Genomic DNA, 14,299 nt, shown 5'->3' with positions numbered 1-14,299 from the left:
TTTTTAGGCTGCGACTTTAACTTTAACGTCTTCAGCCAGAGCCAGCGTCAAGACGTTGTTGTTCGACTGATGTGCCACAAAACCGGCGTGCATCAGGCTTTCATCGTTCAGAATGACGGAAAACTTCTCCGCGGTTTCTGCGTCCAGTTCAAGCTCGAAGTTTGCATCGTTAACTATAGAGTCCATTTCATTTATCCTGTCCGTAATATTGCGTTGAGAAAATTTGTTGCGCAACACCAATGAGATTTGCAGCTGATTGAGATTACGCCAACTGAAAATTAATTTCAGGATGTTGCGACTTTGCATTATCGCGGAGAGGTGGCGAGTTTTCTGAAATGTTAGTTCGTGCTGGTTGTAGGAATGAGCTTACTGACTCTTAGGATAGGTATATTGCTGTCGTAGGATGGGTCTTGGAAATTTCTGTAAGTAATTTCCGTAATCTTTAAGTTCTTGGCGCGTTGTCTCAAGATTAGATTTGCAGTATCGGTTGAGCTGACTTCAAAAAAACTGAATAAAAGCAAGTGCGTTCTAACTGACATACCGCGGAGACAGGTTTTAGGACCGCTTCGCGGTCCAGCGGGAGCAAGCTCCCTCGCCACAGGTTTTGGTGTTCGAGCCTTCTCAAGCCGTCTCGGTGGCTTCGATCATCTGGCTTTCAATCAGCCGCTTGATCTCCTCAAACAACTCGTCACTCTGCTCCTCGGTGCAATCCTCGCCGTTGCGTTTGCGCAAACCGTGGTGGCTCAAGATCAGATGCACATCGGCATGTAGGTCGTGCTGGTTCAGGCAGCCTTCGACGCATTGCAGCGGGCAGCCGTCCAGCGCCAGGATTCTCCGTCCCGAGCGCGCTTTATTGACCAGCGCAGCCACATGCCCGCCGACCCCGACGATGCAGGACATCTCGGCCAGACCGCTGCGATCCAGGCGCAGGGCCAGGGTATTGGCCAGCTGCGCGACATTCGAGCAGCCGGAGCAGGAGTAGACCAAGGGAAGGCTTGAATTGGACATGAGGGTTCTCCACTGATGGACTCTGCCAGTGTGCGAGGCCGGCAGTAGTACGCCTTGACCATGGTCAAATCCGAGACTGGCTCGGCTACTGTTGGTAAGCAGCAAGCTCTTCTTCAGCTAGGATCCGAATGTTACGCCGCTCCATAGCAATCAACCCCCCATCCACCAACCGATGAAGAATCCGCGAAAACGTCTCCGGCTGAATCCCCAGCTTGGAAGCCACCAGACGCTTGGACACCTGCAACACCAACTGACCATCCCGCGGATCCCGCTCCTGCAACAGGAAATTGATCACCCGCCGACTGGCACTGGCCAAGGTCAGGTTGTCGATGTCCTTGAGGCGCTGGTGCAGATGGATGCTCATGCTCGCCAGGATCGCCAGGCAGACCTTGGGCTGGTCCTCCAGGGCCTTGCGGTAATGGGTGCCCTCGATACTCACCAGCACGCTGTCCTTGATCGCCGACGCACTGACCGGGTAGCAACGGGCCTGGCTGAACAGCAGCGCCTCGGCGAAGGTCTGTCCGGGCTGGATGATTTCCACCAGGTTCTCCTGGCCCTCACCGGTCACCCGGAACAGCTTGATCTGGCCACTGACCAGCAAGAAAAACCGCTTGGCCGGGTCGCCCTGGTGCATGAGCGTGCTGTTGCAGTCCAGGCGCCTGAGGACGGCCAGGCTGCAGACATCTTCAAAGACCCGCTCCGGCAGTTGGCTGAACAGGTGATGACGACGCAACAGTAAAACGATGGAAGGGTGGGTCAGCATGGCGTACCTCCGCGTGTCGTCATGGTAGAGCCCAAATCGCCGCCGGCCTATGCCTCGGCAGGCCTACCTCGGAAGAGGGATGGGCTGCGCGATCAAGACACAAATCCTGTGGGGGACGAAATCCAGATCTGCTGCCAATCCCCTGTGGGAGCAAAGCTTGCTCGCGATGGCGGCAGCACGCTCAACATTTCCGCAAGCTGAACCACTGCTATCGCGAGCAAGCTTTGCTCCCACAGGTTTTTTTCCTGCAGTCTCTGCTCACAGTTGGTGTGTTTTGCTGGGCTAACCCGCCCCGCGCAAATGCTCCATCGCCCACACGGCGGCTTCGACCCGTGAGCGCAAGCCGAGCTTGTGCAGCAGGTTCTTCACGTGGACCTTGACCGTGCCTTCGGTGATGCCCAGCTTGTGCCCGATGACCTTGTTGCTGTAGCCGCCGGCGATCGTCTTGAGTACCTGGCGTTCGCGCTCGGTCAGTTCCACATCGGCCTGGCGCGGTGGCGAGCGCAGCGCCTGGGCCATGACGCGGGTCAGGCCGGGGCTGATCACCAGGGCGCCGTTGAGGGCGTCGCGGATGTACTGGATCAGCAGCTCCGGCTCCATGTCCTTGAGCAGATAACCGTTGGCGTCCAGGCGCAAGGCATCGCGGATGTCGTCCTCGGCATCGGACACGGTGAACAGCAGCACCTTGCCGGTGTAGTGCATGGCGCGCAGCCGGCGCAGGGTCTCGATGCCGTTCATCTGCGGCATGTTGTTGTCCAGCAGCACCAGGTCGGGCTTGAGCGGTTCGATCAGGGTCAAGGCTTCTTCGCCGTGGCTGGCTTCGCCAACGATCTGCAAATCGTCTTCGAGTTCAAGCATCTGGCGGATGCCACGACGCATCATCGGATGATCGTCGACCAGTAGCAGGGTGTGGCGCAGGGGGGCGTTCATGTTGCGAGGCCTTCGGTGTGTTGGCCCAGGAATTCCGGTTGGAAATGCACTTGGATGCGGGTGCCCTGGGGTCTTCGGGAGAGAATCTGCAATTGGCCGCGCAGGCTGCGGGCTCGTTCGTTCATGATGTTCAGGCCATGGTGTTCGCGCTGGTCCACCTCGCCGCTGAAGCCGCGACCATCGTCTTCGATCGACAGCCGCACGGTCTCGCCTTCCTGGCGCAGTTCGAGCCAGGCGTTTTCGGCATGGGCATGGCGCAGGCAGTTGGACAGGGCCTCACGAGTGATCTGCAGGATGTGGATCTGCTCGCTGGCCGACAGCTCGAAGGCCAGGGTGTCGACGAACAGATGCACCTTGAAGTCCCCTCGGTTGGAGAATTCCTCGGCGGTGTCTTTGAGTTCTTCGACCAGGCCATCGTCGTGGATCTGCAGGCGGAAAGTGGTCAGCAATTCGCGCAGTTGGCGATAGGCATTGTTCAGCCCTTCACGCAGCTCGCCGGTGACGGTCTCCAGGGTTTGCACCGGCTCGCCTCGACGCATCAGGGTCTGCATGCGGCTGACTTGCAGCTTCATGTACGACAAGGCCTGGGCCAGGGAATCGTGCAGCTCGCGGGCAATGATCGTGCGTTCATCGAGCAGCAGCAGGCGATGGTCCTGTTCGCGCTGGCGCTTGAGGGACAGCGAGGTGCCGATCAAGTTGGCCAGGGCCTGGATCAATGCGGTTTCCCAGGGCTGCGCCGTGTGGCCATCGACAAAATGCGCCTTGAGCTCACCCAGTTCGGTGCCCTGGTTGCTGATGCTGAAGGCCTGCGGGCGTGCGGCGTTGTGTTTGTGGCAACTGGCGCAATCGCTGCTGGCGCAGACCTGGCGGCTGTCGGCGCCATGCAACGCCAGCAAGTGCCTGGCCGGTGCCTGCAATTGCCCTTGCAGGCACAACGTCAGGCGCAGGCCTGGCAGGCGCTGCTGGAAGCGTCGGATCAATTCATCCAGCCCTTCGGCATTGGCCTGGCGGGTCGCCAGGCTGCGACTGCTCTGGTACAGCAGCTCCAGGGCGGCGTTGGCCTGTTGCAGGTTCAGGGTCTTTTGCCGGACCTGGTTTTCCAGGGTGCGGTGCGATTGCTCGATGGTCTCGGCCATGGTGTTGAAACTGGTCGCCAACTGGCCCAGTTCATCTTCGGACTGGTGATTGACCCGCACCTGGAACTCGCCACGGCGAAAGCGCTGGGTGGCGTCCACCAACTCCTGCAAGGGCGTGACCACGCCGTACTGCAATTCATACAGGCCGATCAGCAGGATGATCATGGTGCTGAACAGCGCCGCGCCCTGGATCACCTGCTGCCAGCCTTGCTTGTGCTCGCTCTGGCGTTGCAACAGGGTGACGAACTGGTCCAGTTGCTCGACGAAGGTGTTGGCGCTGGCCTGGAAAAATGCCGAGTCACCACGCTCGATGGCAGGGCGCAACGTCTGGTTCCAGCGTTGCACAAGATCGCGATAGCTCTTGTGCAGGGAGGTTTCCGGCCCATCTTCCAGCACGGCACGCAGGGCAGGGCTGTCGAGGCGTTGTTGCAGGCTGGCGATGATCGCCGGGATGTCGTCGTCAGCCCCCGCCGCCAGTTTCCAGCTCAGGTGGTAGGTCTCCATGCGCACGGAACCAGCGGTATTGATGGCGGCAGCGTCGCCCTGGCTGAACCAGGCGATCAACCCGGCACTCAAGGAGCTGGCCAGGGCCAGGATGGCGATCAGGATCACCGCCAGCCCGGCGCGGGCGGGCAGGGAACTGCGCAGCCAACGCATCATCGACGCGGGCCTGCGGGGTAAAACGGTGAAGCGAGCATAGGTAGCGCCCTGGACCTGGGGGTGTAGCAGCCAATCCTGGGCGCACTACCTCTAAAGAGTTGTCGGCCGCTCCATTTCCATAAAAGCTTCGGCAGACTTGTTCAAGGTATTGATAAATAAAGGGTTGTATCAATATCCAGATATACCTCCTTGGAGGTAGACGGGCCAAGCATAGGCCTGGACCGCCCCGGGGCACGTTGACCCAAGTCAAGTTTTCGCGGGGTTCGTATCACTAGGCTGCGCTCAATCGAACTGACGGAGTGCATCGTGATGCGAGCGCAAGTGCAACAAGGGCTGGTACTAGGGATGAGTACCCTGGCCTTCACCGTGTGCTTCATGGTCTGGATGATGTTTGCCGTGCTGGGGGTTCCGATCAAGGAACTGCTGGCCCTCAATGAAACCCAGTTTGGCCTGCTGGCCGCCACGCCGGTACTGACCGGTTCGCTGGTGCGTCTGCCCCTGGGGCTTCTGACCGACCGCTTTGGCGGACGGATCGTGTTTTTCCTGCTGATGCTGGGCTGCGTATTGCCGCTGTACCTGATCACCCTCGCCACGGCCTTCTGGCAGTTCCTGGTGCTGGGCCTGTTCGTCGGCCTGGCCGGTGGCTCGTTCTCGGTGGGCATCGCCTACGTCGCCAAGTGGTTCGACAAACAAAACCAGGGTTTCGCCATGGGCGTGTTCGGCGCCGGCAACGCCGGTGCGGCGCTGACCAAATTCCTCGCTCCGGCGCTGATCGCGTTCGGCAGCTGGCACCTGGTGCCGAAAGTGTTCAGCGCCATCCTATTCATCACCGCGTTGCTGTTCTGGTTTCTCACCACCGAGAAAAAGGAACACAGCGGCAAGGGCGGCGCGACGTTGCGCGAGCAATTGAAAACCCTGAAAGAGCCCGCCGTGTGGCGCTACTGCCAGTACTACTCGATCGTGTTCGGCGGCTACGTGGCCCTGGCATTGTGGATGACCAAGTACTACGTGCAGGAATACGGCTTCAGCCTGCAAAGCGCGGCGCTGCTGGCGGCGTGTTTCTCCTTGCCCGGTGGCGTGCTGCGGGCCGTCGGTGGCTGGATGTCCGACCGTTGGGGAGCCCAGAGCGTGACCTGGTGGGTGTTGTGGGTCAGCTGGATCTGCCTGTTCCTGCTCTCCTATCCCCAGACGCAGCTGCAAGTGCAGACCGTCAACGGCATCGTCGATTTCCACATCGGCCTCAGCCCCACGCTGTTCACCGTGCTGCTGTTCGTGATGGGCATCGCCTTCGCGTTCGGCAAGGCCTCGGTCTTCAAGTACATCGCCAACGACTACCCGAAGAACATGGGCGCGGTGTCCGGCATCGTCGGCCTCGCCGGCGGCCTGGGCGGGTTCGTGCTGCCGATCATGTTCGGCGCCCTGGTGGACCTCACCGGCGTGCGCTCGTCCTGCTTCATGTTGATGTACGGCGTGGTCTGGGTGTCCCTGGCCTGGATGTACTTCAGCGAAATGCGCAAGCGCCCGCTGCTGGGTAAACAGCCGCCGGCCACTCAATCCCCGTTTTCCAGCATTGCCCAAGGAGAAGAACATGTCCGTTCTGCAAACGCCTGAAAAGGGCCCGGTCATTCATGACTGGCGCCCGGAAGACCCTGCGTTCTGGGGCAAAAGTGGCAAACAGACTGCCCGGCGCAATTTGTGGATTTCGATTCCTGCGCTGCTGTTGGCCTTCGCGGTGTGGATGGTCTGGAGCACGGTGATCGTGCGCCTCAATGCCATCGGCTTCAGCTTCACCACCGACCAGTTGTTCTGGCTGGCGGCATTGCCGGGGCTGTCCGGCGCGACCTTGCGCATCTTCTACTCGTTCATGGTGCCGATCTTCGGCGGGCGTCGTTGGACTGCGCTGAGCACGGCGTCGTTGCTGATACCGGCGTTGTGGATGGGCTTCGCCGTGCAGGATCCGGCCACGCCCTACAGCGTGTTCGTGCTGATCGCACTGTTGTGCGGTTTTGGTGGCGGCAACTTCGCCTCGAGCATGTCCAACATCAGCTTCTTCTACCCCAAGTCCCAGCAGGGCACCGCCCTGGGCTTGAACGCCGGCCTGGGTAACCTGGGCGTGTCGGTGATGCAGTTCAGCGTGCCGCTGGTGATCTCCTTTGGTGTGTTCGGCTTCATGGGCGGCCAACCGCAAGTCTTGGCTGATGGCAGCTCGCTGTGGCTGCAGAACGCCGGCTTCATTTGGGTGCCGTTCATCCTCGCCGTGACCCTGATTGCCTGGTTCGGCATGAATGACCTGTCCAGCGCCCGCGCTTCGTTCAGCGAACAGGCGGTGATCTTCAAGCGCAAGCACAACTGGCTGATGTGCTGGCTGTACCTGGCCACCTTCGGTTCGTTCATCGGTTTCTCCGCCGCGTTTCCGCTGCTGATCAAGACCTCGTTCCCGGACGTCATCGCCCTGAAATTCGCCTTCCTCGGCCCGCTGGTGGGCGCGCTGGTACGGCCGCTGGGCGGCTGGCTGGCGGACAAGCTCGGTGGCGCGAAGGTCACCTTGTGGAACTTCGTGTTGATGATCGTGATGGTGTTCGGCGTCCTGCACTTTCTTCCGCAGAACGGTCAGGGCGGCAGCTTCTACGGCTTCCTGGGCATGTTCATGTTGCTGTTCATCACCACTGGGGTGGGCAACGGTTCGACCTTCCGCATGATCCCGGTGATCTTCCGCACCCTGCATGAGAAGGCTGCCCTGGGCAAAAAGCCGGAGCTGCGTGAACAAGCGATCAAGAACGCCGGCAAGGAATCGGCCGCGGTGCTGGGTTTCAGCTCGGCCATGGGCGCCTTCGGGGCCTTCTTCATTCCCAAATCATTCGGCACCTCGATGGCCCTGACCGGCGGCCCGGAGATGGCCTTCTACATGTTCGTCGGCTTCTACCTGAGCTGCATCGTGGTGACCTGGTGGTGGTATGCCCGCAAGGGCGCCGCGACACCTTGCTAAGCCGAACCTAAACCTGCGTGGGCGGGGCGCAGACCCCGCGGAGCAAGCCTGAGAGGAACACACTGTGAGTCATTTATTGGATCAACTGCGGTTTTTCAACCGCAAGCAAGGCGAGTTTTCCGATGGTCACGGCGAGACCCGCAAGGAGTCCCGGGACTGGGAGAACGTCTACCGTTCGCGCTGGCAGTACGACAAGATCGTGCGGTCCACCCATGGGGTGAACTGCACCGGTTCGTGTTCGTGGAAGATCTACGTCAAGAACGGCCTGATCACCTGGGAAACCCAGCAGACCGACTATCCGCGCACCCGTAACGACCTGCCCAACCACGAGCCACGCGGCTGCCCTCGCGGCGCCAGCTACAGCTGGTACATCTACAGCGCCAACCGGCTCAAGTACCCGAAGATCCGCAAGCCATTGCTCAAGCTGTGGCGCGAAGCCCGGCAGACCCTGCCGCCAGTGGAAGCCTGGGCCAGCATCGTCGAGGACAAGGCCAAGGCCGACTCCTATAAAAGCAAGCGCGGCATGGGCGGCTTCATCCGTTCCAACTGGGAAGAAGTCAACGAGATCATCGCCGCAGCCAACGTCTACACCGTCAAGGAACACGGCCCGGACCGGGTGGTGGGCTTCTCGCCGATCCCGGCCATGTCGATGGTCAGCTATGCCGCCGGCTCGCGTTACCTGTCGCTGATCGGTGGCGTGTGCCTGAGCTTCTATGACTGGTATTGCGACTTGCCGCCAGCATCGCCGATGGTGTGGGGCGAGCAGACCGACGTGCCGGAATCGGCCGACTGGTACAACTCCAACTACATCATTGCCTGGGGCTCCAACGTCCCGCAGACCCGTACCCCTGACGCCCACTTCTTCACCGAGGTGCGCTACAAGGGCACCAAGACCGTGGCGATCACCCCGGACTATTCGGAAGTCGCCAAGCTCACCGACTTGTGGCTCAACCCCAAGCAGGGCACCGACGCCGCGCTGGCCCAGGCCTTCAACCATGTGATCTTCAAAGAGTTCCACCTGGACAAGCCCAGCGCCTATTTCACCGAATACGCCAAGCGCTACACCGACCTGCCGGTACTGGTGATGCTCAAGCCAATGCTCGGCGCGGCGCCGGGTGCGGGTTACCAGCCGGACCGTTTCCTGCGGGCCAGCGACCTGACCGACAACCTCGGCCAGGACAACAACCCGGAATGGAAAACCATCGCCATGGACGCCGCCGGCGAACTGGTTTCGCCCCAAGGCTCCATCGGCTATCGCTGGGGCGAGAAGGGCAAGTGGAACATCCTGCCCCGTGAAGGCGGCGAGGGGCGTGAGATCGACCTCAAGCTGAGCCTGATCGGCGGCGACGTCGCCGAAGTGGCGTTCCCGTACTTCGCCGGCGAAGCCCAGGAGTACTTCCAGCACGTGGCCGGTGACGCGGTGCAGTTCCGGCGGGTGCCGGTGCACAGCGTGGTGCTGGCCGATGGCAGCGTGGCGAAAGTCGCCACCGTGTTCGACCTGTCGGCGGCCAACCTGGCGATCGACCGTGGCCTGGGCGGCGCCAACGTTGCCAAGGACTATGACGACGCTTCGGTACCCGGCACCCCGGCCTGGCAGGAGCAGATCACCGGTGTGAGTCGCGAGAAGGCGATCCAGATCGCCCGCGAGTTCGCCGACAACGCCGACAAGACCCGTGGACGCTCGATGATCATCGTCGGTGCGGCGATGAACCACTGGTACCACATGGACATGAACTACCGCGGGCTGATCAACATGCTCATGCTCTGCGGTTGCGTCGGCCAGACCGGCGGCGGCTGGGCCCACTATGTCGGCCAGGAAAAACTCCGTCCGCAATGCGGCTGGCTGCCCCTGGCCTTTGGCCTGGACTGGAACCGTCCGCCACGGCAGATGAACGGCACCAGCTTCTTCTACGGGCACAGTTCGCAATGGCGCCACGAGAAGATGAGCATGCACGATGTGCTCTCGCCCCTGGCCGACAAATCGCAATTTCCCGAGCACGCCCTGGACTACAACATCCGCGCCGAACGGGCCGGCTGGTTGCCGAGCGCACCGCAGCTCAACACCAACCCGCTGCACATCTGCCGCGATGCCGCCGCCGCGGGCATGGAGCCCAAGGACTACGTGGTCAAGTCGCTGCAGGACGGTTCCCTGCGCTTTGCCTGCGAGCAACCGGACAGCCCGGTGAACTTCCCGCGCAACATGTTTATCTGGCGTTCCAACCTGCTGGGCTCCTCGGGCAAGGGCCACGAGTACATGCTCAAGTACCTGCTGGGCACCAAGAACGGCGTGATGAACGAAGACATTGGCCATGGCACCGAGTGCAAGCCCACCGAAGCCGAATGGGTCGACGAGGGCGCCATTGGCAAGCTCGACCTGGTGACCACCCTGGACTTCCGCATGTCCTCGACCTGCGTGTATTCCGACATCGTCTTGCCGACCGCCACCTGGTACGAAAAAGACGACATGAACACTTCGGACATGCACCCGTTCATTCACCCACTGTCGGCCGCCATCGATCCGGCCTGGGAATCGCGTTCGGACTGGGAAATCTACAAGGGTATCGCCAAGGCGTTCTCCGCCATGTCGGTCGGCCACCTGGGTGTCGAGAAAGACCTGGTCACCGTACCGCTGATGCACGACAGCGTCGGCGAGTTGGCCCAGCCATTCGGCGGCACCGACTGGAAAAGCGCCGGTGTGGCGCCGATCCCGGGCAAGAACGCGCCGAACCTGCAAGTGGTGGAACGCGACTACCCGAACATCTACAAACAGTTCACCTCCCTGGGCCCGATGCTGGAAAAACTCGGCAACGGCGGCAAGGGCATCAACTGGAACACCGACACTGAAGTTAAATTCCTTGGCGAGCTGAACCACAAGGAAGTCGAGGCAGGTATCAGCCAAGGGCGGCCGAAGATCGACAGCGCCATCGACGCTGCCGAAGTGATCCTGTCCCTGGCGCCGGAAACCAACGGCCATGTCGCGGTGAAAGCCTGGGCAGCGCTGTCGGAATTCACTGGCATCGACCACAGCCACCTGGCCGTCTCCAAGGAGCACGAGGCGATTCGCTTCCGTGACATCCAGGCCCAGCCGCGCAAGATCATTTCCAGCCCGACCTGGTCTGGCCTGGAAGACGATCACGTGAGCTACAACGCCGGCTACACCAACGTCCACGAGTCGATCCCATGGCGCACCATCACCGGTCGCCAGCAGTTCTACCAGGATCACCCATGGATGCAGGCGTTCGGCGAGCAACTGATGAGCTATCGGCCACCGGTCAACACCCGCACCATCGCCGGCGTGAAGGGCAAGCGCAGCAATGGCGAGACCGAGATCGTCCTGAACTGGATCACCCCGCACCAGAAGTGGGGCATCCACAGCACCTACAGCGACAACCTGCTGATGCTCACCTTGAGCCGTGGCGGACCGATTGTCTGGCTCTCGGAAATCGACGCCAAGCGCGCCGGTATCGAGGACAACGACTGGATCGAATGCTTCAACGTCAACGGCGCGCTGACAGCCCGTGCGGTGGTCAGCCAACGGGTCAAGGAAGGCATGGTGATGATGTATCACGCCCAGGAACGGATCGTGAACGTGCCGGGTTCGGAAACCACCAAGACCCGTGGCGGCCACCACAACTCGGTGACCCGCGTGGTGCTCAAGCCCACCCACATGATTGGCGGCTACGCCCAACAGGCCTACGGCTTCAACTATTACGGCACGGTCGGTTGCAACCGCGACGAATTCGTCGTGGTGCGCAAGATGGTCAAGGTCGATTGGCTCGATGGTTCCAGTGGCGATGATTTGCCGCGTCCACTGCCGACTGATATCGAGGAGAACTGAGATGAAAATTCGCTCACAAATCGGCATGGTCCTGAACCTGGACAAATGCATCGGCTGCCACACCTGCTCGATTACCTGCAAGAACGTCTGGACCAGCCGCGAAGGCATGGAATACGCCTGGTTCAACAACGTCGAATCCAAGCCCGGCATCGGCTATCCCAAGGAATGGGAGAACCAGGACAAGTGGAAAGGCGGCTGGATCCGCAACGCTGACGGTTCGATCAACCCGCGCATCGGCGGTAAGTTCCGCGTGCTGGCGAACATCTTCGCCAACCCGGACCTGCCAAGCCTGGACGATTACTACGAGCCGTTCGACTTCGACTACCAGCACCTGCACACCGCACCGCTGGGCGAGCACCAGCCCACCGCGCGACCACGCTCGGTGGTGTCCGGCAAGCGCATGGAGAAAATCGAATGGGGCCCGAACTGGGAGGAAATCCTCGGCACCGAATTCGCCAAGCGGCGCAAGGACAAGAACTTCGACAAGATCCAGGCGGACATCTATGGCGAGTACGAAAACACTTTCATGATGTACCTGCCGCGCCTGTGCGAGCACTGCCTGAACCCGACGTGCGCGGCGTCGTGCCCGAGCGGGGCGATCTACAAGCGCGAGGAGGACGGTATCGTCCTGATCGACCAGGAGAAATGCCGCGGCTGGCGCATGTGCATCAGCGGCTGCCCGTACAAGAAGATCTACTTCAACTGGAAGAGCGGCAAGTCGGAAAAATGCATCTTCTGCTACCCACGCATCGAGGCCGGGATGCCGACCGTCTGCGCTGAAACCTGCGTTGGCCGCATCCGTTACCTCGGCGTATTGCTGTATGACGCCGATCGCATCAGCGAAGTGGCGAGCACCGCCAATGAGCAGGACCTGTACGAGAAACAACTGGAGATCTTCCTCGACCCGAACGACCCGGCGGTGATCCGCCAGGCCCTGGCCGATGGCGTGCCGCAGTCGGTGATCGACTCGGCGCAACGCTCGCCGGTCTACAAAATGGCCGTCGACTGGAAACTCGCGCTGCCGCTGCACCCGGAATACCGCACTTTGCCAATGGTCTGGTACGTGCCGCCACTGTCGCCGATCCAGAACGCTGCCACGGCCGGCACCGTGGGCATGAACGGGGTGATCCCGGATGTCGACAGCCTGCGCATCCCGCTGCGCTACCTGGCGAACATGCTCACCGCTGGCGATGAAAAACCGGTCAAACGTGCCCTCAAGCGCCTGTTGGCGATGCGTGCCTACAAGCGTTCCGAGCAGGTCGACGGCGTGCAGGACCTGCAAGTGCTGGCCGACGTCGGCTTGAGCGTGAACCAGGTGGAAGAGATGTACCGCTACCTGGCCATCGCCAACTACGAGGATCGTTTCGTCGTGCCAAGCGCCCACCGCGAAGACGCCATGAGCGATGCGTTCGCCGAGCGCTCCGGTTGTGGTTTCAGTTTCGGCAGCGGTTGCAGTGGCAGCTCCGACACCAACATGTTCGGTGGCAAGAAGGCCAACCGCCGCGACGTGATCAAAACCGTGCAGTTGTGGGAGGAATGAGCATGCGCATTCTCAAGGTGATTTCGTTGCTGCTCGACTACCCGACCGAGACCCTGGTGGCCGGTCGGGATGAGCTGGAACAAGCGATTCTCCAAACGCGGGAAATCAGCCCCAACCAGCGCGCCGGGCTGTTCGAACTGCTCGAGGTGATCTGTGGCAAGGACCTGATGGACGGCCAGGAACACTACGGTGCGCTGTTCGGCCGCGGCCGTTCGCTGTCGCTGCTGTTGTTTGAACATGTCCATGGCGAATCCCGCGACCGTGGCCAGGCCATGGTCGACATGATGGCCCAGTACGAAGAGGCCGGTTTCGCCATCGGCGTCAAGGAACTGCCCGACTACATCCCGCTGTACCTGGAGTTTCTTTCCACCCGCGAAGACATCGAGGCCCGCGAGGGACTGGCCGATGTAGAGCACCTGCTGGCCTTGCTCGCGGCGCGCCTGGACGAGCGTGAAAGCGCCTACGCCAGTTGCTTCCGGGCCTTGCTGCAAATCGCCGGGGCCGAGCCCCAAGTGGCCGTGGCCGAGTTGCGTGAGCAAGTGAAGGCCGAACCACGGGACGACTCCCTCGAAGCCCTGGACAAGATCTGGGAAGAAGAGGCGGTGGATTTCATGAAGGCCGAACAGCAGGACCGTTGCAGTTCACTGCCTAGCGCGCCGGGCAAGGCGCGGGACGAAAGTGCAGTGCCGCTGCACTGGGTGGATTTTCAGCATGAAGGGTTGGCCGCAGCGCCAGCCGGGGAGGTGGGCAATGTCTAAATGGGATCTGTTGTTGTTCGGGGTCTACCCCTATGTCGCCTTGGCGATTTGCCTGCTCGGCAGTTGGGCACGCTTTGATCTGTCCCAGTACACCTGGAAGGCCGGTTCCAGCCAGATGCTGAACAAGCGCGGCATGCGCGTGGCCAGCAACCTGTTTCACGTTGGCGTGCTGTTTGTGCTGGCCGGGCACTTCGTCGGCCTGCTGACACCCTCGGCGATCTACCACCATGTGCTGAGCACCGAGAACAAGCAGTTGCTGGCGATGGTCTCCGGCGGTTTCTTCGGCGTACTGGGCCTGATCGGCCTGGTGATGCTGCTCAACCGTCGCCTGACCGACCCACGGGTTCGCGCCACTTCCAGTACGTCGGACATCCTGGTGTTGGTGGTGTTGCTGGTGCAACTGGTGCTGGGGCTGATGACCATCGTGGCGTCCACCGCTCACATGGACGGTTCGGTGATGGTGATGCTGGCCGACTGGGCCCAGAACACCGTGCTGTTGCGTCCGGTTGAAGCCGCTACCGCGATAGCGCCGGTGGGCCTGGTCTACAAGCTCCACGTGGTGTTGGGCCTGACCCTGTTTGTGTTGTTCCCCTTCACCCGTCTGGTCCATATCGTCAGTGCGCCGGTCTGGTACCTGGGGCGTCGTTATCAAATCGTTCGGCAGAAGTTCTGAGGAGAAG

The 14,299-nt window shown here is 61.2% G+C and carries 11 protein-coding genes; 6 read left to right on the top strand and 5 right to left on the bottom strand.

What is annotated here, in order from left to right; genetic code table 11:
* Positions 1-3: 3 nt before the first annotated feature.
* The 5 genes from AC09SL_RS06865 to AC09SL_RS06845 form a co-directional block, all read right to left on the bottom strand.
* On the bottom strand, positions 4-186 hold the full coding sequence (locus tag AC09SL_RS06865; RefSeq protein ID WP_058542411.1) for a hypothetical protein: 183 nt from the start codon (positions 184-186) through the stop codon (positions 4-6).
* Between the two features lie 435 nt (positions 187-621).
* Complete coding sequence (locus AC09SL_RS06860) at positions 622-1,008, bottom strand: putative zinc-binding protein (protein ID WP_058542412.1); 387 nt, start codon at positions 1,006-1,008, stop codon at positions 622-624.
* Between the two features lie 85 nt (positions 1,009-1,093).
* Positions 1,094-1,771 (bottom strand): Crp/Fnr family transcriptional regulator, encoded by a 678-nt coding sequence (locus tag AC09SL_RS06855; protein WP_058542413.1) that lies wholly within the window; start codon positions 1,769-1,771, stop codon positions 1,094-1,096.
* Between the two features lie 282 nt (positions 1,772-2,053).
* Complete coding sequence (gene narL, locus AC09SL_RS06850; protein WP_003202460.1) at positions 2,054-2,701, bottom strand: two-component system response regulator NarL; 648 nt, start codon at positions 2,699-2,701, stop codon at positions 2,054-2,056.
* Entirely contained in the window at positions 2,698-4,497 is a 1,800-nt protein-coding gene (locus AC09SL_RS06845; RefSeq protein ID WP_058542414.1) for a HAMP domain-containing protein, read from the bottom strand. The genes narL and AC09SL_RS06845 overlap by 4 nt, the downstream gene beginning before the upstream one ends.
* A 309-nt stretch (positions 4,498-4,806) precedes the next feature.
* Here AC09SL_RS06845 and AC09SL_RS06840 point away from each other — a divergent pair, with 309 nt between their 5' ends.
* The 6 genes from AC09SL_RS06840 to narI all read left to right on the top strand — a co-directional run bounded on the left by AC09SL_RS06840 (position 4,807) and on the right by narI (position 14,292).
* Positions 4,807-6,108 carry an MFS transporter gene (locus tag AC09SL_RS06840; protein ID WP_419555125.1) on the top strand — a complete coding sequence of 434 codons (1,302 nt, stop codon included), beginning with the start codon at positions 4,807-4,809 and terminating at the stop codon, positions 6,106-6,108.
* On the top strand, positions 6,086-7,483 hold the full coding sequence (locus AC09SL_RS06835; protein ID WP_058542416.1) for a NarK family nitrate/nitrite MFS transporter: 1,398 nt from the start codon (positions 6,086-6,088) through the stop codon (positions 7,481-7,483). The genes AC09SL_RS06840 and AC09SL_RS06835 overlap by 23 nt, the downstream gene beginning before the upstream one ends.
* 64 nt (positions 7,484-7,547) lie before the next feature.
* Positions 7,548-11,321 carry a nitrate reductase subunit alpha gene (locus AC09SL_RS06830; RefSeq protein ID WP_058542417.1) on the top strand — a complete coding sequence of 1,258 codons (3,774 nt, stop codon included), beginning with the start codon at positions 7,548-7,550 and terminating at the stop codon, positions 11,319-11,321.
* Position 11,322: 1 nt separating this feature from the next.
* On the top strand, positions 11,323-12,861 hold the full coding sequence (narH, locus tag AC09SL_RS06825; RefSeq protein WP_064106811.1) for a nitrate reductase subunit beta: 1,539 nt from the start codon (positions 11,323-11,325) through the stop codon (positions 12,859-12,861).
* A 2-nt stretch (positions 12,862-12,863) separates the two neighbouring features.
* Complete coding sequence (gene narJ / locus AC09SL_RS06820; RefSeq protein WP_058546162.1) at positions 12,864-13,619, top strand: nitrate reductase molybdenum cofactor assembly chaperone; 756 nt, start codon at positions 12,864-12,866, stop codon at positions 13,617-13,619.
* Complete coding sequence (gene narI, locus AC09SL_RS06815) at positions 13,612-14,292, top strand: respiratory nitrate reductase subunit gamma (RefSeq protein ID WP_064106812.1); 681 nt, start codon at positions 13,612-13,614, stop codon at positions 14,290-14,292. Before narJ ends, narI begins: the two co-directional genes overlap by 8 nt.
* The last annotated feature ends 7 nt before the right edge of the window (positions 14,293-14,299 follow it).

The organism is Pseudomonas sp. PF05, assembly GCF_056521845.1.
Note: the sequence above shows the minus strand (reverse complement) of the source record. Positions and strands in the feature narration are given on the sequence as shown.